The sequence below is a fragment of the Arthrobacter sp. D3-18 genome (genome assembly GCF_054408525.1).
Genome location: NZ_CP096440.1, coordinates 2,276,749 through 2,299,996, shown reverse-complemented (window position 1 = coordinate 2,299,996; position 23,248 = coordinate 2,276,749). Strand labels below are relative to the sequence as shown.

General features: G+C 60.2%; 21 protein-coding genes. 15 read left to right on the top strand and 6 right to left on the bottom strand.

Going from position 1 to position 23,248, the window contains the following annotated elements; translation table 11 throughout:
• The first annotated feature begins 32 nt into the window (after window positions 1-32).
• Entirely contained in the window at window positions 33-1,193 is a 1,161-nt protein-coding gene (locus tag M1D89_RS12830) for an acyl-CoA dehydrogenase family protein (protein ID WP_498650869.1), read from the top strand.
• A 32-nt stretch (window positions 1,194-1,225) separates the two neighbouring features.
• Here M1D89_RS12830 and M1D89_RS12825 read toward each other — a convergent pair whose 3' ends face one another.
• Window positions 1,226-1,459 (bottom strand): DUF5703 family protein, encoded by a 234-nt coding sequence (locus M1D89_RS12825; protein WP_017200923.1) that lies wholly within the window; start codon window positions 1,457-1,459, stop codon window positions 1,226-1,228.
• A gap of 39 nt (window positions 1,460-1,498) precedes the next feature.
• Here M1D89_RS12825 and M1D89_RS12820 point away from each other — a divergent pair, with 39 nt between their 5' ends.
• The 13 genes from M1D89_RS12820 to M1D89_RS12760 all read left to right on the top strand — a co-directional run bounded on the left by M1D89_RS12820 (window position 1,499) and on the right by M1D89_RS12760 (window position 15,464).
• On the top strand, window positions 1,499-1,756 hold the full coding sequence (locus tag M1D89_RS12820; RefSeq protein WP_017200924.1) for a hypothetical protein: 258 nt from the start codon (window positions 1,499-1,501) through the stop codon (window positions 1,754-1,756).
• 267 nt (window positions 1,757-2,023) lie between these two features.
• Window positions 2,024-3,703: a sugar transferase gene (locus tag M1D89_RS12815; RefSeq protein WP_498650868.1), complete on the top strand. Its 1,680-nt coding sequence runs from the start codon at window positions 2,024-2,026 to the stop codon at window positions 3,701-3,703.
• Between the two features lie 57 nt (window positions 3,704-3,760).
• The gene (locus M1D89_RS12810) at window positions 3,761-4,870 is read left to right on the top strand and encodes a Gfo/Idh/MocA family protein (protein WP_498650867.1); all 1,110 of its coding nucleotides are present in this window, start codon (window positions 3,761-3,763) and stop codon (window positions 4,868-4,870) included.
• Window positions 4,867-5,883 (top strand): NAD-dependent epimerase/dehydratase family protein, encoded by a 1,017-nt coding sequence (locus tag M1D89_RS12805; protein ID WP_498650866.1) that lies wholly within the window; start codon window positions 4,867-4,869, stop codon window positions 5,881-5,883. The genes M1D89_RS12810 and M1D89_RS12805 overlap by 4 nt, the downstream gene beginning before the upstream one ends.
• Window positions 5,880-7,043, top strand: a complete 1,164-nt coding sequence (locus M1D89_RS12800) for a DegT/DnrJ/EryC1/StrS family aminotransferase (protein WP_498650865.1) — start codon at window positions 5,880-5,882, stop codon at window positions 7,041-7,043. The genes M1D89_RS12805 and M1D89_RS12800 overlap by 4 nt, the downstream gene beginning before the upstream one ends.
• Window positions 7,040-7,702, top strand: coding sequence for an acetyltransferase (locus M1D89_RS12795; protein ID WP_017200929.1), 663 nt, complete (start codon window positions 7,040-7,042; stop codon window positions 7,700-7,702). Before M1D89_RS12800 ends, M1D89_RS12795 begins: the two co-directional genes overlap by 4 nt.
• A complete protein-coding gene (locus M1D89_RS12790; RefSeq protein WP_498650864.1) occupies window positions 7,699-9,171 on the top strand; it encodes an oligosaccharide flippase family protein in 1,473 nt (490 codons plus the stop codon). The genes M1D89_RS12795 and M1D89_RS12790 overlap by 4 nt, the downstream gene beginning before the upstream one ends.
• The gene (locus tag M1D89_RS12785) at window positions 9,168-10,442 is read left to right on the top strand and encodes a glycosyltransferase family 4 protein (RefSeq protein ID WP_498650863.1); all 1,275 of its coding nucleotides are present in this window, start codon (window positions 9,168-9,170) and stop codon (window positions 10,440-10,442) included. The genes M1D89_RS12790 and M1D89_RS12785 overlap by 4 nt, the downstream gene beginning before the upstream one ends.
• Window positions 10,442-11,608 (top strand): glycosyltransferase, encoded by a 1,167-nt coding sequence (locus M1D89_RS12780; RefSeq protein ID WP_498650862.1) that lies wholly within the window; start codon window positions 10,442-10,444, stop codon window positions 11,606-11,608. Before M1D89_RS12785 ends, M1D89_RS12780 begins: the two co-directional genes overlap by 1 nt.
• Window positions 11,598-12,500: a glycosyltransferase gene (locus M1D89_RS12775; protein WP_498650861.1), complete on the top strand. Its 903-nt coding sequence runs from the start codon at window positions 11,598-11,600 to the stop codon at window positions 12,498-12,500. The genes M1D89_RS12780 and M1D89_RS12775 overlap by 11 nt, the downstream gene beginning before the upstream one ends.
• 51 nt (window positions 12,501-12,551) lie before the next feature.
• Window positions 12,552-13,412: a YveK family protein gene (locus tag M1D89_RS12770; RefSeq protein ID WP_498650860.1), complete on the top strand. Its 861-nt coding sequence runs from the start codon at window positions 12,552-12,554 to the stop codon at window positions 13,410-13,412.
• Between the two features lie 2 nt (window positions 13,413-13,414).
• The gene (locus M1D89_RS12765; protein WP_498650859.1) at window positions 13,415-14,116 is read left to right on the top strand and encodes a hypothetical protein; all 702 of its coding nucleotides are present in this window, start codon (window positions 13,415-13,417) and stop codon (window positions 14,114-14,116) included.
• Complete coding sequence (locus tag M1D89_RS12760) at window positions 14,103-15,464, top strand: O-antigen ligase family protein (RefSeq protein ID WP_498650858.1); 1,362 nt, start codon at window positions 14,103-14,105, stop codon at window positions 15,462-15,464. The genes M1D89_RS12765 and M1D89_RS12760 overlap by 14 nt, the downstream gene beginning before the upstream one ends.
• A 25-nt stretch (window positions 15,465-15,489) precedes the next feature.
• Here M1D89_RS12760 and M1D89_RS12755 read toward each other — a convergent pair whose 3' ends face one another.
• The 5 genes from M1D89_RS12755 to rfbB form a co-directional block, all read right to left on the bottom strand.
• Entirely contained in the window at window positions 15,490-16,326 is an 837-nt protein-coding gene (locus M1D89_RS12755) for a glycosyltransferase (protein WP_498650857.1), read from the bottom strand.
• Window positions 16,327-18,072, bottom strand: a complete 1,746-nt coding sequence (locus M1D89_RS12750) for a WecB/TagA/CpsF family glycosyltransferase (RefSeq protein WP_498650856.1) — start codon at window positions 18,070-18,072, stop codon at window positions 16,327-16,329. It lies immediately after the preceding gene.
• Between the two features lie 400 nt (window positions 18,073-18,472).
• On the bottom strand, window positions 18,473-19,801 hold the full coding sequence (locus tag M1D89_RS12745; protein ID WP_498650855.1) for a hypothetical protein: 1,329 nt from the start codon (window positions 19,799-19,801) through the stop codon (window positions 18,473-18,475).
• A 99-nt stretch (window positions 19,802-19,900) separates the two neighbouring features.
• The gene (locus M1D89_RS12740; protein ID WP_498650854.1) at window positions 19,901-21,322 is read right to left on the bottom strand and encodes a sugar nucleotide-binding protein; all 1,422 of its coding nucleotides are present in this window, start codon (window positions 21,320-21,322) and stop codon (window positions 19,901-19,903) included.
• Window positions 21,323-21,325: 3 nt separating this feature from the next.
• Entirely contained in the window at window positions 21,326-22,324 is a 999-nt protein-coding gene (gene rfbB / locus M1D89_RS12735; protein ID WP_498650853.1) for a dTDP-glucose 4,6-dehydratase, read from the bottom strand.
• A gap of 53 nt (window positions 22,325-22,377) precedes the next feature.
• On the opposite strand from rfbB, the gene rfbA reads away from it, so the two are divergent.
• Complete coding sequence (rfbA, locus tag M1D89_RS12730; protein ID WP_498650852.1) at window positions 22,378-23,244, top strand: glucose-1-phosphate thymidylyltransferase RfbA; 867 nt, start codon at window positions 22,378-22,380, stop codon at window positions 23,242-23,244.
• The last annotated feature ends 4 nt before the right edge of the window (window positions 23,245-23,248 follow it).

Here is a 23,248-nt window from a genome sequence, read left to right as displayed (position 1 = left end):
CCACTACTAAAGCAAGCACCAGAAGGACCGCCATGACTCCCGAAGAAATCCTTCCCGACCAACTCCTTGAACGGCTGCGTGGCCGTGCTGCAGGCTACGACCAGAACAACCAGTTCTTCCACGAGGACTTGGAAGAACTGGCAGCCGCCGGTTACCTGAAACTGTTCGTGCCGGAGGCCGACGGCGGTTTCGGGCTCGGGCTCGAATCGGTGGCTGCGTTGCAGCAACGTCTCGCCACGGCCGCCCCGGCCACTGCGCTGGCGGTGAATATGCACTTGGTCTGGACCGGCGTCGCGCATGTCTTGAGCGCCCGAGGGGACAGTTCCCTGGATTTCGTGGTGAAAGAGGCGGGGCAGGGTGAGGTCTTTGCTTTCGGCATATCAGAGGCCGGCAATGATTCCATGTTGTTCGATTCCGGCACGGTTGCCGAGCCGCTGCCTGACGGGAGCTACAGGTTCACTGGCCGGAAGATCTTCACCAGCCTCTCCCGCGGCTGGACACGGCTGGGAACCTTCGGCAAGGACGCCGAGGCCAGGGACGGTGAGGGTGAACTCGTCTTCGGCTTTCTCCGCCGCGATGAGCCGGGCCACGAAACCCTGAGCGACTGGGACACCCTGGGTATGCGCGCCAGCGCGTCCAACACCACCCTCCTGCACGGAGCCGTGATTCCGGCAGAACGGATCTTCCGCAAACTCCCGGTGGGGCCCAACAAGGACCTGTTGATCTTCGCGATCTTCGCGTGCTTCGAGACGTTGCTCGCCGCTGTCTACACGGGCGTTGCCGAGCGCGCATTCACCCTTGGGGTGGCGAACGTCAAGCGTCGGGTTTCAGCCAAACACGGTGGTCGGAGCTACGCCCAGGACCCTGATATCCGCTGGAAAGTGGCTGACGCTGCCTTGGCCATGGACGGAATCTCACCTCAAATCTCTTCTCTGGCCCGCGACGTGGATAACCTGGTGGACCACGGAGCCCAGTGGTTCCCCAAACTTGTGGGACTGAAATCCCGGGCTACGGAGAACGCACGCCATGTAGTTGACTTGGCGATCCGTGTCACGGGCGGATCCAGCTACTTTCGTGGGTCTGAGATGGAGCGGCTCTACAGGGATGTCCTGGCAGGCATCTTCCATCCTTCCAACGATGAATCCGCTCATAACACCGTGGCGAATGCATGGTTGGGGCCGTTGGAGGACTAGCGGTAACACCTGAAAGCGTGGTGCCGCTGTGTTCAGACGGTTCGCTGCACGGAATATACTTTGCGGCGCAACCAGAAGCGGCGCCCGCCTCCGAGGTAGAGCACGCTGCGCTCGAGTTCCCACTTGCCGTATTCGGAATGCTCGGCGAGTCGGCGTCGGGCTTCAGGCAGTGAATCGTCAGGCCCCACCGTCAGTACGAGGTATTCGTACTGACGTGCATAGTCTCGTTGGCGCTCAACGGAGCTGCCCGGAAATTGTTCTCTCATCCCTCTCCATTTTCGTCCTTTTCCGGCTAACGTGAAGTCATGAGCATCGATCCGCGTGTCGCGCTTCAATCACTGACCGCCGCCCTGGAAGAACATCTGGCTGCCGCCTCAGCGCGTAGGGGCGAAGGTGACCCCAACGTCGAAGCGGCTTTCTTCGCCGTCGCCGATGCGTTTGAAGTTTATGAAGATGCACTCTACGAGGCGTACTCCGAGGTTACTCCGCTCCAAGTCTTTGATGATGAAGATGAAGAAGACGAGGAAGTCCTGGACGAAGACATGGAAATCGTAGAGGACTAACTGACCTGATGAACCGGCCACCCTGGGGTGGCCGGTTTTTTGTGTCCCCTTCCGGCACCTTTTGTGCTGGTTCCAGCGCGGATTTCCGCGGTTCTTGCCCTCCTGCGCGACGCGAAAGCACGTAGTGCCGCCGTCGCCGGCTAGGTACTCGCACGTAGGTGTGATGGGTAAACCTGCGCAAACTTGAGTACCGACTACTGGTGCGCCTCCTGACCGCCGCCGCTTCACTGATAAGTAGGCAATGGCAGGTCTGCAAAGAAGGCTGACATGGTGAAAGTTCCAGTCTTGCGTACGGGCAAGGTAGCGACACCCACGGGTGCGGACCATGCCCAGGCGGGTTCAGTCTTTCCCGCAAAAACTGCCATCGCCGACGTCAATCCGCCGGTGTCTCCCTGGATTGACAAGTCCGTTGCTGCACAACGGACTGAGAAGGCGGGACTGGCGGCACCGAGCTCCGAGGTCACCCTGGACTTCGTGCCGCCAGTCACCCGCAGGACCCCTCGGATCACCTTTCCCCGCCGGGGCAGGACCGACTGGGCGCATTCACTGACCAACAGTCTTCGCATGACGGACACGGCCCTCGTTGCAGCCGCTGTGTTCGCTGGCTTCGTTCTCAACACCGAAGGCCTGACCCTGGCTGCGGACAGTCCTGCCTACACACGCAATCTGATGATGGGACTGATTCTTGGACTCGTTTGGTTGGGTTCATTGGAGGTCTACCGCACCCGCGATCCCAAAGTCCTGGGTGTGGGTCCCGAGGAGTACAAGCGCGTTCTGTCGGCAAGTTTTCGTGTCTTTGGCTTCCTGGGCATCGTTGCCGTGGTTTTCCGGCTTGATGCCGTCAGCTCGTTCGTACTCGTCTCCCTTCCGCTTGGCCTGGTGGCGCTCACCGGCAGCAGGTGGAGCTTCCGCCGGTGGTTGAGCCACGAAAAGTCCCGTGGCCGCTGCCTCTCCCGCGCGATCGTTGTAGGTGAACCCCAAGATGTCCGGTACGTCATCAAGCAGATCAACCGAAAGTCCGGCACCGCGTACGACATCCTCGGAGCATGCCTTCCAGGGGCCCGGCGGGGTGCGGTCCTGAAAGTGGACCACCTCCGCGTCCCTGTACTTTCTTCAATCTATGGGATCGCGCACACGGTCCGGCAAACAGGCGCCAACGCGGTCATTGTGGCCGGCCCGGTGCCGGGCGGAAACCAGTTCATCCAGGAGCTCGGGTGGCGGCTGGAGGAAAATTCCGCGGAACTTGTCCTCGCGGCGGCCCTGACCAACGTGGCCGGGCCGCGAATCCACTGGCGGCCCGTAGAGGGACTTCCCCTGATGCACGTGGACATTCCGCACTACTCAGGGGGCAAGCACACGCTCAAGCGTTTGATGGACATTACGGTCTCGGCGGCGGCGTTGCTGGTCCTGTCACCGATCCTGCTGCTCCTCGCTGCCATCGTTCACCATGACAGCCCCGGCCCTGTCCTTTTTCGGCAGGAACGGGTTGGCAGGAGGGGCACTACCTTTCACATGCTGAAGTTCCGTTCCATGGTGGTGGACGCCGAAACCCGCTTGGAGGAACTTAGCACCCAGGATGAGGGCGCGGGCGTCCTCTTCAAGATCCGCGGCGACCCCCGTGTTACCAGGTGCGGGCGCTGGATGCGTAAGTACTCGCTCGATGAATTACCCCAGTTCTGGAATGTCCTGGTGGGCAACATGAGCCTGGTGGGGCCCCGGCCGCCCTTGGCACGGGAAGTCAGTGGATACGAACGCCACACGCATCGTCGGCTGCTCATCAAGCCCGGCATCACCGGCCTGTGGCAAATCAACGGACGGTCGGACCTGCCCTGGGACGAGGCCGTAAGGCTGGACCTCTACTACGTGGAGAACTGGTCCATAGCCGGAGATCTGATGATCATGTGGCGGACGTTCAGGGCAATGATTCAACCGTCCGGAGCCTACTAGCAACAACTGCAGGAAAACCAAGCGAATCGCGCTGTCAACACAGAAGCAGAGTGGGAAATGAGCATACGAACCATTCCATCAGGACAACTAAACGGCCACGGCCTACAGCCCAGACTCCGCATCGCGGTGGTCGGGGCAGGGTATTGGGGCCCCAATCTTGCCCGGAACCTCAAAGCCAGCCCTGACTGGGATCTTGTTGCCATCTGCGATCTCGACGTAGAACGAGGCCTAAGGCTCGCGGAGACTGTTGGCGGTGTGGCCGTCGTCGAATCCTTGGACGAGCTGCTTGACACGTACAACCTGGACGCCGTGGCAGTAGCTACGCCGGCCCATACCCACCACGGAGTGGTCATGACGGCCCTGCGCGCAGGCAAACATGTCCTGGTGGAGAAACCGTTGGCTGACAGCCGTGCCAAGGGCCTGGAGATGGTGGAAGAAGCGAAGGCAAGGGGATTGGTCCTCATGGCAGACCACACCTACTGCTTCACACCAGCCGTCCTTAAGATCCAGGAACTGGTAGCCAGCGGCGCCCTGGGCGATATTTTGTATGTGGACTCCGTCCGCATCAATCTTGGACTCGTCCAACCGGACGTCAACGTTTTCTGGGACCTGGCACCCCATGACCTTTCCATCTTGGACTTCGTCCTGCCCGGCGGCCTGCATCCCACGGAAATTTCCGCGCACGGCGCGGATCCCCTGGGAACCGGCAGGGACTGCGTCGGACACCTCACCTTCGGCCTGCCCAACGATGCCATGGTCCATATCCACGTGAATTGGCTCAGCCCCACCAAGATCCGGCAAATGATCATCGGAGGGTCAAAGAGGACCCTGGTGTGGGACGACCTCAATCCCCAGCAGCGCCTCAGCGTGTACGACCGCGGGGTCAGTCTGGAGCATCAGCCCAGATCGGCCGCAGACAAACGGACCTCCGCCATCTCCTACCGCTTAGGCGACACCTGGTCCCCGGCGCTGCAGGAACGCGAACCCCTGGGCCAGGTGGTCGGCGAACTTGCCTCCTCCATCCGCAACCGGACCATGCCGCGGACCAGCGGCGAATCCGGGCTCCGCGTCTTGTCCGTTCTCGAAGCCGTCACGCAAAGCCTCAGTACTGACGGTCAATCAACAATCGTCGCCGGGAATGAAGTCTCTCTCCAGGTTGCACGGTGAAAAAGCTTCTAGGGGCCAGTGTCCTGGTCACCGGAGGCGCCGGCACCATTGGTTCGACGCTGGTTGACCAACTGCTCGACGCCGGTGCGGCGCACGTAGACGTGCTGGACAACCTCGTCCGCGGCCGGCGTGCAAACCTCGACGAAGCCCTCTCCACTGAGAGGGTACGGCTGATCGAAGGCGACCTCCGTGATCGCGACCTCGTCCACGACCTCACCCAGGGAAAGGACCTGGTTTTCCACCAAGCCGCCATCCGCATCACCCAGTGCGCGGAAGAACCAAGGCTGGCACTCGAAGTATTGGTAGATGGGACCTTCAACGTTTACGAGGCAGCTGCGGCGCACAAAGTGGAAAGACTCATTTCAGCCTCCAGTGCCTCCGTTTATGGGATGGCGGAGGAATTTCCCACGAAAGAGAGCCACCACCACCACAATAACGACACCTTTTACGGCGCGGCGAAGTCATTCAACGAAGGAATGGCGAGGAGCTTCCGCGCAATGTCAGGCCTGGACTACATCCTGCTGAGGTACTTCAACGTTTACGGGCCCCGCATGGACGTGCACGGACTATACACCGAAGTCCTGGTTCGTTGGATGGAGCGCATAGTTGATGGTCAGCCGCCTCTGATTTTCGGCAGCGGGCAGCAGACCATGGACTTCATCCACACCGCGGACGTCGCCAGGGCCAATGTACTTGCTGCCGTGAGCAATGTACGCGAGGGCGTCTACAACGTGGCCAGCGGTACCGAGACCAGCCTTGCGGAACTGGCACAAACACTGCTCAAGGTCATGGCCTCACCCCTTCACCTGGAGCATGGCCCGGACCGTGCCGTCAACGGAGTTGCCCGACGCCTTGCCGACGTCACGGCAGCACGCGAAGACCTGGGCTTCGAGGCAGCCGTTGGCCTGGAAGACGGATTGCGCTCCTTGGTCTCATGGTGGCGTCCGCTCCGGGCGGAGATTGCTGCCGCCCGCACTATAAATCGCCCCGCACCGACAGTCGGTGCGCGATGACCATCTCCGAAACCCGCTTGGGCCGCATTGACGTCATGAAGCCGTGGCTCGGTGAAGAAGAAGCCCAGGCTGTCGCAGAGGTCATTGCCTCTGGTTGGGTAGCCCAAGGTCCCAAGGTCCGGCAATTCGAGGACGCCTTCGCAGCCGAGCAACATGCTGGATTCGCGGTCGCGACGTCGAGCTGCACCTCTGCACTCCACTTGGCCCTCACCGTGGCCGGCGTCACAGCCGGTGATGACGTGGTGGTGCCATCGTTCTCCTTTATTGCTACTGCCAACGCCGCAACGTACGTGGGCGCGCGGCCGGTTTTCGCCGACGTCGACATCCTTACAGGCTGCGTTACTGCAAAAACCATCAAGGCTGCCCTGACTCCCGCTACTACAGCGGTCATCGCTGTCGACCAAGGCGGAGTCCCGGTTGACCTGGAACCTATCCGGGCACTGTGTGATCCCCTCGGAATCATCGTGGTGGAAGACGCCGCGTGTGCTATCGGCTCCAGATACCGTGGACAGCCTGTAGGCTCAACCGCCGAGTTGGCCGCATGGTCCTTCCACCCCCGCAAAATCCTCACCACGGGTGAGGGCGGCATGATCACCACTCCGCGTCAGGACTACGGCGACAGGGCACGACGCCTCCGCGAACATGCCATGAGCGTTTCAGCCGCTGAACGCCACGCCAGCCTGCTCGCACCAGCAGAGGAGTACCTCGAGGTCGGGTTCAACTACCGCATGACCGACCTTCAGGCCGCCGTCGGAATCGTCCAACTTGGCCGCCTCAATGCCGCTGTCCAGCGGAGGCGCGAACTGGCCGCTAACTACGCCAACGCCTTTGCCGGTGTGGAGGGCCTACGCCTGGTTAGCGATCCGGTGTATGGCATCAGCAACTTCCAGTCGTGTTGGTTGGAGGTCGGCCCGGCATTCCCACTGGGCCGGGACGCCCTCATGGCACGGTTGGCCGCGGATGGCATCTCTGCCCGCCGCGGGATCATGGCAGCACACCGGCAGCCTGCGTACGCAGGAGCGGACACAGGCTCTGCCGGGCTGGACGCGACGGAGTGGTTGACGGATCACACGCTGATACTGCCCCTCTTCCACCAACTGGCGCTGAGCGACCAAGTCCGCGTCATCGACTCCGTATTACGAGCCGCGGGTCAGCCATGAGCGAGCTACTCCTCATCGCGGCAAGCGGCCTCGCCCGGGAGGTCCTTGCCATGGTCCGCAGTAGCGGGCCCTTCGATGTCATTGGCATACTCGACGACGATGAAGACAAACTAGGTCGCGTTGTGGACGGGGCGCATGTCCTCGGTCCTGTTCGGGAAGCAATGAACTACCCCCATGCCCTACTGCTGATCTGCATTGGATCCGGCAGCGGCCGCGAGAGTGTGGTGATGCGGCTTCGCGCCCTGGGACTAGCCGAAGACCGCTACGCTACGGCGATCGATCCTTCCGTTCGCGTTCCAGAGGGCTGCATGATTGGCCGGGGGAGTATCCTCCTCGCCCACGTGAGCATGACAGCTTCGGTGACCATCGGCGACCATGTAGTGGCAATGCCAGGGGTCACGTTCACTCATGATGACGTCATCGGCGATTACGCCACGCTGGCCTCAGGGGTGTCCCTCGGCGGCAACGTCCACGTTGGCCGGGCCGCCTACATCGGCATGAATGCCAGTGTCCGCGAGCGCCTGACAATCGGTGCGAAAGCGATGATCGGTATGGGCGCCGCTGTCCTTGCCGACGTTCCCGAGGACGAGACGTGGGCTGGTGTGCCGGCCAGGGTGATCCGGCGGGGAAATACCCCGGAGCTGGAGGGCGTCCTGTGACACTTCGGAACCCGGTCACTCCCCGGCGGACACCAACGCCCACCGGGGCATTCGTGATCAGCGTGGTCAACGCTTTCATCACGAAGCTGGGCACGATCGGAATCGGCATCGCCCTTGCACGTCTGCTGGGACCCGAAGAATTCGGAACCTACGCCGTAGCGTTTGTAGCTTTGGTTGCAGTGTTGAGCTTCAACGAGTTGGGAGTCAGCCTCGCGATCGTTCGCTGGCCGGGTGACCCAAAGGCCATAGCGGCAACCGTCACCACTATTTCGGCAGCATGTAGCGTCCTGCTGTTCGGCGTGTCCTATGCAGCGGCCCCTTACTTCACGGCCGCCATGGGAAATGAAGCAGCCACGGATGTGGTCCGGGTGATGGCGGTCTGCATCGTGCTGAACGGCTTGGTAGCCACCCCTGCAGCGCTGCTGCAACGGAATTTCCGTCAGGGCCAGCGCATGGTCATTGACCAAGTCAATGTGTGGCTGGGGGCAGGTGCTTCACTGATCATGGTGATCGCCGGGATGGGTGCCATGAGTCTTGCCATTGGGCGGGTCTTGGCCAGCCTGGTAGCCGGCGTCCTGTTCCTTATCTATTCGCCTTTGCCCTATCGCTTCGGATTCTCGCCGAAACTTGCCAGGCAATTGCTGGCGTTCGGGCTGCCACTTGCTGGTGCCAGTACGGTGGTCTTTGCAGTTGGCTACGTTGATCAACTCGTTGCCGGGAAGATGCTGGGGCCGGTCGCGTTGGGCTTGTATGTCATGGCTTTCAACATGGCTGGCTGGCCTTCCAGTTTGTTGTCTCCGCCTCTTCGGAGCGTGGCACCTGCAACCTTTGCCAGGTTGCAGGACAGGCCTGGGGACATGCAGTCGGCGTTGTTGTCCCTGACGGGGGCGCTGGCAGCGGTTCTTTTGCCGGTCTGCGCGGTAATGATGGGATGCGCCGTCCCACTGGTCATGCTGGTTTATGGCGATGCGTGGGCTCCGGCCGGCCTCGCCCTTTTTTGGTTGGCTCCGCTGACCGCCGTGCGCGTGCTCCACGAGCTGTTCTACGACTACCTGGTCATTCTTGGTTTGTCTGGTTCGATTTTCACGGTCCAACTGATGGCACTCGCAGCTTTGGTCCCCGCCCTGATTGTCGGGGCGATTTATGGCGGCATGTCGGGACTGGCTGCAGCGCCGGTGGCCGTTGCTGTTGTGGTGACCTCACCGTTGTACCTCAGGGCCATGAAGCGGGCGAACGTTTCACTGAGGTCGTTGGCAGTCCGACTTTTCCGGCCCTTCATGGTGGCTGTTGCTGCCGGGATTGCCTGCACCCTACTAAGCCATTCTGTGCGATCACCGGTGGAGGCCGTTCTCTTGTCTACCGGTGTGGGCGTCCTGGCGATGGGCCTCACGCTTGCGTTCGGAAGGCGGGACATTGCCGACGTCCGGCGTTGGGGCCGTGGCCGTACCCCTGAGGAAGCCTGGTCATGAAAATCCTCGTTTACCCACACGACCTCCGCCTGGGTGGCAGCCAGTTGAATGCAATCGAGTTGGGCGCGGCCATTCGGCGTCTGGGGCACGATGTCGTGCTCTTTGGGCAACCGGGTCCACTGGTGCAAACGGCCGTTGAGCTGGGATTGGAGTACGTTCCTGCACCACTTCCCGGGAAGCGTCCTTCGCCAACTGTCATCAGCGCCCTGGTACGCACTGTCCGCGAGCGCGGTGTGGACGTTCTTCACGGATATGAGTGGCCGCCGGCTTTGGAGTGCCTGGCTGCTTCCAAAGTGGTTCGTGACACCACGGCGGTCGCCACCGTCATGTCCATGGCTGTGGCTCCGTTCATTCCAAAGTCCATGCCACTCATGGTGGGTACTGAGCAGATCCAGCAGTGGGAGTCTTCCCGGGGCAGGGGAGAGGTGCACGTCATGGAGCCGCCGGTGGACACGCACGCCAACCAGGCTTCCGCGATGGTGGACGTGGACGCGTTTAACCGCAAGTTTGCCCTGAGTGACCGTTCCCTGACCGTTGTGTGTGTTTCACGCCTGGCGCAGGAATTGAAGCTTGAGGGCCTTATGAGCGCCATGGATACCGTGCGCCTGCTGTCCCTTGAACATCCGGTGAGGCTGATCATTACGGGAACAGGTCCGGCGTCCCATGCAGTCGCAAGCCGGGCAGCACGTATCAACGCAGCCACCGGGCGGGAGACGGTGACGCTCACAGGTGAACTTGAGGACCCGCGGCCCGCATATGCTGCTGCGGATGTGGTCCTGGGGATGGGCGGTTCAGCGCTGCGCGGGCTCTCCTTCGGCAAGCCCCTTGTGGTGCAAGGTGAGCACGGGTTTTGGGAACTTCTCACGCCCGACTCCCTGCCTACCTTTCTATGGCAAGGATGGTACGGATCCGGTCCGGGGACAGTCGGCGAGGGACAAACTGCGTTGCTCGCCATCCTGCGAGCGCTCATGGACGATGAGCAACTTCGCCGCGATTTGGGGGTCTTTGGTCGGCAGGTCGTCGAGGAGAGGTACTCATTGGACTCTGCGGCTCAACGTCAGGTGCGCCTTTACCAGGACTTTGCCGCTGCCCGCGCCGGTCTGGCTGCGACCTTGGCGTCGGAAATGGCAGCGATGGGCCGATACTGCGGCTATGTGGGGAAACGACGTGCTCAGCGCGTGCTGCGCCGGCTGCCAGGGGAGGACTTCAATGCCCGCCCTGTTGCCAGCCATCCTGCCAGGCCTGTGCAACACCTTGCCAGGGGGCTCTGATGGAAACCATCATGTACATCTCCGGCGGGCGGTGGGATGGCCTGCCCGGCACTGACCGCCTTCTGGTGGAGTCGCTCGCGGTTGCCGGTCCTGTCCTGTGGGTTGATCAGCCTGCCCCGGTTTTCCGTTTTGGGGATGTACGGAAGTACATGCTGAGAAGCCTCCGCGGCGTTCCGGAGATCCTGACCCCGCACCTCAAGCGTCTCCGGCTACCAGCGCCCCCGCTTTTCAGTACCGGTCTTGGCCGTCCCCTTACTCATGCGATCGCTACACACTGCATGGAAAAAGCCATGCGACTCCCCGGACATCCACCAGCAGCCGTCATCAACGCATCACCCGTTGTGGCGTTTCCCGGGAATGTTGCCGGGACACGGTTGCTGCATCTGACAGATGATTGGTTGGCCGCAGCTGACTTAATTGGTTTCCCTTCGCACTATCTGCATCGTTCACTTGAACGCAACTTAGCGGCGGCAGACGTTGTTACTGCTGTTTCGCCGGGACTGGCTGAGAAAATGTCCAGCTTCGCAGGGCGGCCCGTGGGCGTTCTTCCCAACGGGTGTCGTCCGCCCACCAGGTGCGCTGCCGATGGTCGCCTACGACCCATCACGGCCCTGGTTGGACAACTCAATGAGCGCTTGGACCTGGATGTGCTTGAGTCGTTGGCCGACTCCGAACTCGACATCCTGGTGGTTGGCCCACGGACTGAGTCCAACCCCGTAACCAGGAAAAGACTTGATGCCTTTTTGAGGAGGGGAAATGTGGACTGGCGCGGCTACGTCGGGCCCACCGAGGTTGGCAGGCTCCTGGAGAGAGCGTCGGTCGGGATCACTCCCTATGCCAACACTGAATTCAACAGGTCCAGCTTCCCGTTGAAGACGCTGGAGTATCTTTCTGCGGGACTGCCCGTTGTAGCAACGGACCTGCCGTCCGTCAGGTTGCTGGAATGCAGCGCTTTATTCGTTGCCGGTGACCGCGAAGAGTTCGTGGATTTGGTCAAGGGAGCCTTGAACAATCATCCGGATCAACAGCAACGCGACGATATGCGGCGAGTCGCGGAGGCAAACTCCTGGGAAGCGCGGGCTGCAAACATCCGGGACCTCTGCGGACAAAACCTACCCCAGGACGCCGTCGCTGAGTCCGCTCGAGGAGGACAGCATGATCGATAACAACCGGACAAACGCGCCGGATTCGCTTGACCACGTCTTCCTGACGCGTTTTAATCTTCCCTCCCAAGGTTTCGAGAGTGTTGTAAGGGCCCAGGACGGGTGGCTGAGAGAACGAATAGTGCTGTTCGAGCATTACTGCCTTCCCTCAATGAAAGCCCAAACCAACCAAGACTTTCACTGGATCATCTACTTCGATCCGGAGAGCCCGGTATGGCTGCTGGATCGCATCCGGCAATTGAACCGGGACCGGACCTTTATACCCCTGTTCAGGACGGCCGTAAGCCCTTCCGAACTGCTCCAAGACATTCGGGCAGCAGTTCGAGGTGATCGCCAACTGCTCGTCACAACCAATTTGGATAACGACGACGGTTTGGCCGTCGATTTCGTTGAACGACTACAAAAGGCCGCCGGTGGCGAGGGCAGCACGGCCATCTACCTTGCTTCCGGCCTTGTGAAGGGAAATAGCTCCGTTTTCCTCAGGCACGACCCCAACAACGCGTTTTGCTCCGTCAGCACACACTGGTCCACACCCGTGACCTGTTGGGCTGCGTGGCACAACATGCTGGGCCACTCCATGAACGTCAGGACGCTCCATGGCTCACCAGCATGGCTGCAGGTTGTACATGACCACAATGTGAGCAACCGGATTCGCGGTCGCCGTGTATCCCCCGAGCCATACCGGGGCCTCTTTCAAGGCCTTTTGGAGGATGTTCCCACCCCCGGTTTGCAGACGATATTTGCGGACCGAGTTTTCGAGTCGCCCCTGAGGGTTCTACGGGAACTGGTTCGAACCACTGCGAAGGCAGCCACCATTGCACTGCTGGGACGCCAAGGGATTGATCGGATCAAAACGGTCCTGGCAAGTAGGAAAGGCACCATGTCCAGACCCTGAGCCATATGGCCGTCCAACCCGAAGTCATCGAATGAGAGGTAAGTGCCGGACATGCAGGTACAGAAGATATTGAAAAGCCTGGGACGCCGATGGTTCATTGTTGTGCTTGGGCTTGCCCTGACCGCGGGTGCCTGTTTCGTCCTTCAACGGAGCACCCCCGACAACTACAAAGCCCAGGCAAGTTTGGTTCTGCTGCCCTCAACCCAAAGCGTTGGCGAGGCAGGCAATCCATATTTGGGGCTGGGCGGCATGAGCGAAGCGCTGGACATCCTCACGCGCAAGATGTCCTCCGAAGAGTTCAAGGAGAACATCCGCGAGCAGAGCGGGGCAGCCACGTTCACAGCTGAAGCCGACCGTGGAACGAGCGGCGCGATCCTCCTTATCACGGCTACGTCATCCGACGCCGACCAAGCACTCAAGGTCTTGGACACGGTCATGACGCAGGCCCCGGTGGCTCTAACAGAACTACAAGACGTGCTCAACGTGCCTAACGCATCCCGCATTTCCACAATGAAACTGTTGGAGGACAGCAAGGCTGTTCCGGAGGTCAAGGCGCGGACTCAGCTCATCCTTGTGACCGCTGCCGGAGGGACGGCCTTCACCGTCATCATCACCGTGCTCCTCGATGGCCTGCTTCTGACGAGAAAAGTCCGGAGGAATACACAAGGATCTACTCATCACGCGGGACCAAAACCGCCAAACCCGGCTTCACGCCGTCGGCAAAAGTCCGCGTCACGTTCCTCTTCCAGCGGCACAGTCGGTGAACCTGCAGTCCACGTCCTGAACCCGCACCACGTCCACAAGCCCTCAACCCTCGCTCGCCCGACACGCAGTCGCCCCAAAGCTGACGATCCGGCTTATCTCGCAGGTGAAACAGTCACCGTCGTACCCAGCTCATCCAGGCCGGGGTAATCATGACCGCAGCCATCCTCTTACGCATCATGGCCAGGCGCTGGTACATACTGGCCATCGGAATCGTCATTGGTCTAGCGTCCCTAGGCGCCGTCCGGTCATCTGAACCTGTGTACTGGACAAAGGCTGAAGTCACCTTTGTGGCCCCGGACCGCAAGCCCGCGTACTGGATCCCCGGCGACGACTACGCCTCGCTGGTCGATTTCGCTGCCATGGTGGAACGACGCGTGAACTACAACTCGCCTTCGGTGGACCTAACGCTCTCAAGTGGGACCCTCTATGGCGCCGGTGTACGGCATGGTTACTCGGTGAATCTACTGAACAGTGGTGGTCAGTGGGCCAAGAGCTTCCGATGGCCGGTCCTCTCCGTACAAGTCGTTGACTCCAGCGCACAAAAGGTGAAGGAAGTTCTCAACGGTGTCATTGACCAAATCAATGCCGCCTCACACGCCCTGCAAACAGAGGCCGGGGTCAAACAGGACCTCATAACTGCGCTCACGTCTCCATCAAGCCCGGAAATCGTTTTCGGCGGGGGAACCCAAATCAACCGCGTCAAGGGCGCCGTTTTCTGGGTCGGCATATCAGCCACCCTTTCAACACTGGCCGCTGTGATCATCGATATACGGCCTCGCCGACGCAGGACCGCGGATAGGCAAACTACGGGTGGTCAACAAGCAGCGGAAAAGTCCCATGTACAGGGTTAACGGTTTGCTCCACAGCGAAGGCGTCCAAGGGGCGACCCGGAAGTCCGATGCCCCCATATTCCTCACTGTGTACTTGGTGCTGACCTTTGCCCTGCCATCGAACCTGGTCATCGCATCCCTGGGTTCCATCGGCCGACCAAACACGCTGTTTGCGCTCCTGGGATTAGCCTGGTGGATACTTCACCAACTGCTGCGCACCACATCATCGACCCAGCGCTTCCACCCCTTACGCATCGCCATTTCGGCCTTCCTCATAGTCGCCCTCGCAAGCTATGCATACGCAATGGTAAGAGGACTGCCCGAAAGCGAAGCCAGCCCTGCAGACGCCGGCTTGTTGAGGTTGGCCGGTTGGGCTGGAATTCTGCTGATCGCAGCAGATGGCCTCACCACCCGGGAAGGAGTCAGGTCGGTACTCCGCCGGATCGCCCTTGTAGGCGGATTGACCGCAGGCCTGGGTTTGCTCCAGTTTGCCACTGGATCGTCGCTGATCGAATGGATCAGAATACCGGGCCTCAGCATCAGTTCCGAGCTGGCGAACATCGACTCCCGCGGCGGATTTGTAAGGGCAGCAGGCATGTCGATGCACCCCCTCGAGTACGGAGTAGTCCTGTCCGCCTCCCTACCAATCGCCATCACACTCGCCCTCAACGATGTCGCGAAGCGCCGGCTCCTATGGTGGATCCCGGTCGGCCTGATTGCAGTGGCCGCCATGTTGTCCGTCTCAAGAGCAGCGTTGATCTGCATGGCGTTGGCCTTCCTCATTCTTTTGCCGGTGTGGCCCAAACAACTCCGACGACGGGCTGTGGTTGTTTCAGCGCTACTAGTCGCAGTCATATACGTAGTTACCCCCGGCATGATCGGGACACTCTTTGGCCTGTTTACCGTAGGCACCGATGACCCCAGCATCAGTTCACGAACGAATGGATACTCCACTGCATTCGGAATGGCAGGCCAACAACTGGTGCTGGGCCGTGGTTTCGGAACCTTCCTCCCGGCGTACGTCATCGTTGACAACCAGTACCTTGGGCTCTTGGTCGAGCTCGGCATAGCAGGCCTTGTTGCCTTCCTGCTCCTGGTGTCCGCCGGAATTTTCTGCGCTTGGCGAGCCCGCAGGCTGGCAAACGACAATAACCTGCGTCAAACCAGTCAATCTGTACTGGCCTCCATCGCGGCGGCCGCCCTGGCGTTTGGATTCTTTGACGCTTTTGCCTTCCCAATGGCAGCCAGCCTCTTATTCCTTATGCTTGGAATTGCTGGGGCGCTGTGGCGGATTTCGCATCGTGAAACCGCTGACGCGCAGCTGAAAGAGCAATTGAAAGAAGAGGCCGCCCCGGCCGGGAACGACTGAGAAAGTTCCAAGCCACGTTGATCTGCTAGCGGCGACTCTCATCCCTCTCCCAAGAGGGGGAAGACTTGGCGGACAACGACGCACGACGGCGACCCACAAAAGCGAACGTGGCGTAGACAAAAGCGTCAAAAGCCGTCCAAGGCCCACGCACTGAAGCGAGCAACTCCCGCACCGTCCGTGACAAGGACGTTCCGCCAGCCGCAACGTCCTGCTCAAAATTTCCACGATAGGTACGCCGCAAGACCGCCAACAACGCGGCCGTGGTCCGAGGCGTTCGAACAATTACCGGCTCGGTATGAAGTACAGCTTTCTCCCGCTCATCAAACAGCCTGTCCACAAAGTAATCGTCGCCCGTAAGGGTAGGAAATACACCGAAGCGATCATGCCCGGCGCGGCTCAATGCGTAAAAACCAGCGCCCCACAGGCCTTGAGCGTTGCGTGGGATCCGGCTACGCGCCCGATAGTAAGCGCGTACGGGCGCAGAAGCACCCTGGGTGTCGTAACGGAACGCCGGGCGTGCTGCCAGGAGTGTGCCATCCTCCAACGCGGTGAAAACCGCACTGAGCGCCTCCGTGTTCACCTCGATGTCTGCATCCAAGTACAGACGCGGCCATAAGCAAGTGCACTGGTCGCCGGCATTCAGCGCAGCAGCCTTCGACGCCTCCGGCACATGAAGTACAGAAACACCCTCCCACCGGGACACAATCGCATCCGTACCATCCGTGCACCCATTACAGGCCACCACCACATCAACTGTGCCCCACCCAATGACTTCACTGAGGGACCGAAGTGTCCGTTCGATCACTGCTGCCTCATTGTGCGCAGGGATTATGACAGCCCCCGAGGGAAAAGCGGTGGGCATTTAATGGCCTCCATCCGCACTCCGCACTGCGTGGGGGAGGAGATCTCTCCGTCGCTGGCTGGCCAAAGCCCATACAGCGACGCGGTGACCAGGCTTATTCAAGCGAGCGACCTCCGCAGCGAGTACAGCACAGCGAAATGCCAGCACCCGGCTGCGCTTGAAATACTTCTCCGCATAGCGGACCCTGTTCACAGACATGAGCGCTGTCAATTGCGGCGACGTCCCGGAACCACCACGCGTATGCCACATTCTGGCCGCCGGCTCAAACCAGATGGAATACCCTGACGCCCTTAGACGATGGCAATAGTCCGTCTCTTCCGAGTAGAGGAAGAACCTTTCGTCCCAGGTGCCCACCACCTTCCCCGCCTCGCCGCTTATCAAGAGCGCAGCACCTGTAGCCCAATCCACCTGGTGTCCGTGACGGTAGCTCTCTTCATCAAAGTCCATCTCAGACAACCAACCAGGACGGGCTTTAAGATGACTGCCCAAGGCCGCGTCACCCAGCGCTCGCAGAATACCCGGCTCGCGACGCAAGGAGGGGTATACGCTGCCGTCATCGTCCAACAACATCGGCACCACCATTCCAGCCCCGGATTCGTTCATGCGCTTGCGCATTGCCCTGATCGCACCGGTTTCGACACGGAGGTCCGGGTTCAGAATGAGATATGCGCCAGCCTCTCCAGCCCGCGCGAGTGCTGTGTTGATACCGCCGGCGTAGCCCAGGTTTCCCCCGGTTGCAACTACCGTGACATCGGGATAGCGCGCGAGTTCCGTGCGAGTGAGGTCGTTTGCGGAGTTATCGGCTACCACCACTTTGATGGACTGGTTCACTGCTTCTTTCCGCAGTCCCAAGATCAACGGTCCTATGTCGTCTGAGTTGTTGTAAGTGACAATTATGACGGCGACATCAGCAGTGACATTTGCAGACACAAAGGTACCCGGAGCGCGGCTGGGCCCACACTCCGGGACGACGTGGGCAAGGCGGTTGGACGGCGTCCAAGGGGGGACCGACAAACTGCTGTCCCTGCGCAACCGAAAATATGCTTCGGGCCCATCCACGAGGTATCGACGGGACAGCCTACGCGGTTCCAATGCCAGCCTCCAGGCCCACTCCAGGCTGTTGGAACTGACCCAGGACGGAGCCCGCCGGACGTGCCCGGCCAGAAAATCCACCACAGCACCGAAGGCCAGCAGTACTTTGGCGCCGGTCAAATGGCCGTACTCCGAAATCCACAGTTCCTGGCGGGGCTTGCCCAACCCCACGATCAGAATGTCCGGAGCTGCCTCGGAAATCGCGATGGCAAGCTGACGGGACGCCGCAGCGTCGTTAAGAGTGGTCCGCGGTGGAGCCCACCAACCAGCCACCGCAAGGTTCGGGCGGTCCACAGAGAACCCCTCGCGAATCAGGTTGTGGGCTTCTGCTGACCCGCCTACGAACCCAACACTAAGTCCCCGCAGCCCTGCTTCGTCCAGCAACGGTCCCACGAGGTCGCTGCCAGCCAGCCTCGGCCACGTCCTGCCCGTTAGGCGCCGGGCCTCTGTCGCCAACGGCGCTCCATCAATGAGGGTGAGCCATTCAACCGTCGCCGCGCGGTCCAGGGTGTTCGTCCAGCGGCCTCCCGACCCGAAATGGCGAATATGGTCGAGGTTTGCGGAGCAGACACCCAAAGGCGGTGCACCAGCCGCGACTGCCCTGTCCAGGATTTGTTGGACCGCGGCGTCGAACTCAATGAGTTTCACCGGCACGCCGCCCAGACTTACAAGTGACGCGTCGGGGACAGCCTCACTCTGCTCAGGCGTGCTGGAAGGGCGGTGAAAAAGAAGACCGCCGCCAGCGAGGGCGCGTATAGCGGACGTTTGGGGGAGTACGCGATTAAGTGCGTTTCGGGCGGGCGTGGTCTTGGATAGCAGCATTCTCGGCTCCAGGATCGGGTCAAGCTCAAGGCATAACCATGTGGCCCACGATCCGTAGCCGCTGCACTGCCAGGATCGTGGGTGGCGGAATAGCTCCGCCACATCGACATGTTTTCTTGAGTTGTCTCCCGGCCTCCTGCCAGAGGCTGCCGTAGGGCTACTGTAGGCCCATTTTTCGGTCTCCGCCAGAGTCTCTGATCCATCCACCCGGCAGGTTCCGCCCGGGCTTCTCCTAAAGTGCTATGCGGTAAACATGATGGGTGTATTCGTTCGGGAATGCATCAGTAAACTGTCCGTGTTGGACGGGTATTGACCGGTTTTCGTGCACCACCTCAACCGTGGATCCGGACAATCCGGCGGGAAGCGTAAACACTCTTGTGCCCTCACCACCGTCATCGGTCATTGCGAATATATATGCACTACCGTCCTTGACCTTCAACATGGTGTCCGTGCCGGTACCGAAGTCCCAGGCGTAAGACTGGGTATTGAGGACCGGCGCGTAAGATCTGATCGCATTGTTAACGACACCAACGGCGGCCACTTGTTCTTTTAGGCAGTCGGCACTGTGAATCCTCGCGTCCTGGAAAGCATCCCCGCTGATGCAATCGTTGACGTTTTGCTGGTCCGGAGACTGGCTGAACCACACGATGCCGCGCGCCTCGTGAATTATGGATGCCCACACCTGCGCCTGAACCTGTTCCGGACTCAGTTGCTGATACCCGCCCTTCGAACCACCGGTGCTGATAACGGTCGGAAGTGCCCACAATGGGGCTGGCACACCACGGGCTGCATTGACCTCTTGCTGAAGGGACATGATCTTCCCGTAGCTTGAAGCAGTGCGGCAGTTTGAAGGATTGATCGGGTTCTGCCCCTTCGGAGTCCGCCACCTTAGCGCTCCTTCCCCCCAGTCACACTGGGGGACAGCATAGAAGTATTGATCAACCGAGTTCACATTCACGGTGTTGTAATAGTCTGTGGAGTACTGCATGGACGTGTCGTAGGTGATGATGCCTGCGGTCCAGTTTGCGTAGGTAAACCTACCTGTCCTGGCCGGATCGTGCTGGGCTGCCAGTTGCCTCATGCGAGCGAGCCCTGCGAAAGGGTCATACCTACCGTCCACTTCGTCGTCCAGCACGGTGCCCACTTGTCGGTCCCAGTCGGCCGGTGCATCATCCGGAGCGAAGAGGGTGAACATGCCGTGAGCAGCGATTGCAGCGCTGGATGCGTCTGGGTTGCCTTGCACATACGTGTTGATGCCCAGAGACTTGTCGTACTTCAGTTGTGCGTCGCTACCAGGGGAACCATACCAAACTGCAATGGGGAAGAAGGAAGGGTCATCCCATCCGGCTGCGGCTGCTTTGGCAAATTGCTTCCAGTATGCCGGCCCGCCGTCCCATGGAATCCTGGGAAGCTCAGAGAGGGTTGACGCGGCTTGCCCGGACGAGATTACCGTACTCGGCGGAGAAGGCATCGCCGTCACTCGCACGGTGCCTGGTATTGTGCTTGCCAATACCAGCGCACCAAGCGTCGCAGCCACAGTAGTGAAGTAACGAACCCTCATAGCTTCATCTTCTTCCGCAACCCAATAACGAGTACCTAAAGGATGGCACCAGCATCAGGAATTCGTAACCTGCCAAACCGTTGGGCCATTGCGGCGGGCTTAGGACGGCATCTGAGGATGCACATGTCGGAGGTACTCAGCCAGGCGCTCTTTGGCATCAGGCGGATCAAAACCGGTGGCGCGAATCCTGGATAGGTCCAGGACACTGCTTGGCGGCCTCGGCGCAGTGTTGGGCTTTGCATAGTCCGCGGTGCTGATGGGTTTCACAAGAATCGGATCGGCGCCCTGTAAGCGGTAGATGTCGCGGGCCACCTCATACCAGGACTTAGCTTCACCGCTGTTGCTGAGGTTGTACGTCCCGTAGGGCGCTTTGCTGCGGAGCAGATGACGAATGCCCGCCGCGACATCGGACGAGAAGCTCAACCGGCCCCGCTGGTCATCCACCACTGATGGCGAGGCCCCCTTGACGGCCAACGAAGCCATGGTTCGAACAAAGTTCTTCCCGTCGCCCACTACCCAACTTGTCCTCACGATGTAGTGCTTCGGTACGGTGCCCACAGCAAGGTCACCCGCGGCTTTGCTTTGGCCATAGACACCCAGGGGAGTGGGAATCTCATCTTCGTGATGCACCTCTGTTGTGCCGTCGAAGACGTAGTCGCTGGATACATGGACCAGCGTCAGGGAATGCTCGACGGCGGTACGCGCCAAGCGGGAAACGGCAGCTGAGTTGATGCTCCAGGCAGCTGCACGGCCTTCTGGGGTTTCGGCGGCATCTACTGCGGTGAAGGCGGCTGCGTTGATTATTGTGGAGTAATCGCGCCAGCTGAGTGCCTCATAGGAGTCCTCAACGGCGATGTCGAACTGCGCCCGGCCGGCGAACTCCACCGTCGGGTCGCCCGCGAAAGCATGCCGGAGTGCTGTACCCAGCTGGCCGTCCGCTCCAAGGACCAGCGTCCGCCGCCCCTGCATGGGAACGACGTCACCCAGCCGCGGATGCTTCCTGTCCTGTGCAGACACAATGGACTTCTCCAAGGGGATCGGCCAACGCACGGCTACTTGCTCATCGGCAAGGTTGAGGAACGTGTACTCCTTCTGTGCCTCAGCGCTCCAGTGATCGTTGACCAGGTACGTGTACGCCGTGTCGTCATCCAGCGTTTGGAAGGCGTTGCCCACGCCACGGGGGACGAAAACGGCATCCTGAGGAGTCAGCTCTGCAGTAAACAGTGTCCCGAATGTCGGGCCCTCGCGGAGGTCAACCCACGCACCGAAGATCCGACCGGAGGCCAAGGAAACGAACTTGTCCCAGGGCTCGGCATGAATGCCCCGAACCGTACCGCGCGCTGCGTTGAAGGAAATGTTGTTCTGCACCGGCCCGAAGTCGGGCAGCCCGGCATCCAGCATCTTGGTCCTGTGCCAGTTCTCTTTGAACCACCCCCTGTCATCTCCGTGAACAGGCAGCTCAAACAGCAGCAGGCCTGGGATGGGCGTGGTCCTCGAACGTAACTGCCGTCCCGGATCCACGCCTTAGTGGCCTTGTCCAGCGTATTTGGACTCCGTGGCTGCCTTTTGCGGCCGCCACCAGTGTTCGTTGTCCCTGTACCACTGCACTGTGTCAGCCAGCCCGGCGTCGAAGTCTGAATAACGAGGCGCCCACCCGAGCTCGCGTCGGAGTTTGCTTGAATCGATGGCGTAGCGGAGGTCATGGCCAGGCCGGTCGGTTACCAGGTCATAAGCATCGCGGGGCTGCCCCACGAGTTCAAGCAACATCTCCACTACCTCGCGGTTGGAACGCTCGCCGTCGGCACCGATTAAGTAGGTTTCGCCCAAGCGGCCACCCTCCAATATCGCCAGGACTGCGGACGAGTGGTCCTCCACATGGATCCAGTCCCGGACGTTCCGCCCCTTGCCGTAAAGGCGGGGACGGAGACCGTCGAGGATGTTGGTGATCTGCCGCGGAATGAACTTCTCCACGTGTTGGTAAGGTCCGTAGTTGTTGGAACAATTACTGATGGTCGCCTGGAGGCCAAATGAGCGAACCCAGGCGCGTACCAACATGTCCGAGCCCGCTTTCGTTGCCGAATAGGGACTCGTGGGACGGTAAGTGGAGTCTTCAGTGAACCGCTGAGGATCGTCCAAAGCCAAATCTCCGTACACCTCGTCCGTGGAGATGTGATGGAACCGCGTACCGTGCTTTCGCGCCGCTTCGATGAGGGTGAACGTACCGAGCAGGTTGGTGTCCAGGAAAGGCCGGGGATCCTCCAACGAGTTATCGTTGTGCGACTCGGCAGCAAAGTGGACAACCGCATCCACGGGGGATGTCAATAAGTCCACCACGGCAGCATCGCAAATGTCACCCTCGAAAAATTCAAAACGGTCTGTGGGTAGTCCCGACAGCGATTCAATGTTGCCCGCATAAGTCAGTTTGTCCAGGACAGTGACATGGAGACGGGTGTGCTCCATGATGAAGTGAACGAAATTGCATCCGATGAATCCGGCCCCGCCGGTGACAAGGATTCTCTGCATGGCCATAGCGTAACCGTCGAATACGGCAATGTGCAGCGGGAGAGGACAGTTAGATGCGTGGAATTATTCTGGCCGGTGGAACAGGATCCCGGCTCCATCCCATCACGCTCGGAATAAGCAAGCAGTTGGTACCAGTCTTCGACAAGCCAATGATTTACTACCCACTATGCACATTGATGCTTGCTGGCATCCGTGACATCCTTATCATCACGACACCAACGGATGGCCCTCAATTCGAAAACCTTTTGGGCAATGGTTCCCAATTCGGCATTAATCTGAACTATGCCCGGCAGCCGACGCCGGACGGGCTTGCCCAGGCATTCATTCTGGGGGAGCAGCATATAGGTGGCGGCAAAGTTGCGCTGATCCTGGGTGACAACATATTCAACGGCCCGGGCATGGGCAACCAGCTACGACATTATGCCGATGTAGACGGCGGGGCGATCTTCGGGTACTGGGTCAAGGACCCGTCCGCCTACGGCGTGGTGGAGTTCGACGACCAAGGCATGGCCGTTTCCATCGAAGAAAAGCCCACAGCGCCCAAAAGTAACTATGCAGTTCCCGGGCTCTACTTTTATGACAACAACGTGGTTGCCATGGCCAAGGACCTGCAACCGTCCCCGCGGGGAGAGCTGGAGATCACGGATATCAACAGGAAATATATGGAGCTTGGCCGGTTGCATGTCCAGAAATTTCCGCGGGGAACCGCGTGGCTGGACACTGGTACCTTCAGCGACCTCAATGACGCCTCAAACTATGTCCGCACAACGGAAAACCGGCAGGGCTTGAAGATTGGTGCTCCGGAGGAGGTGGCTTGGCGAATGGGCTACCTGACGGATGATGAGCTCCGCCAGCAGGCCGCCAAGCTCGCCAAGAGCGGCTACGGCAGCTACCTGTTAGACATCCTGGACCGCCAATAAGCCC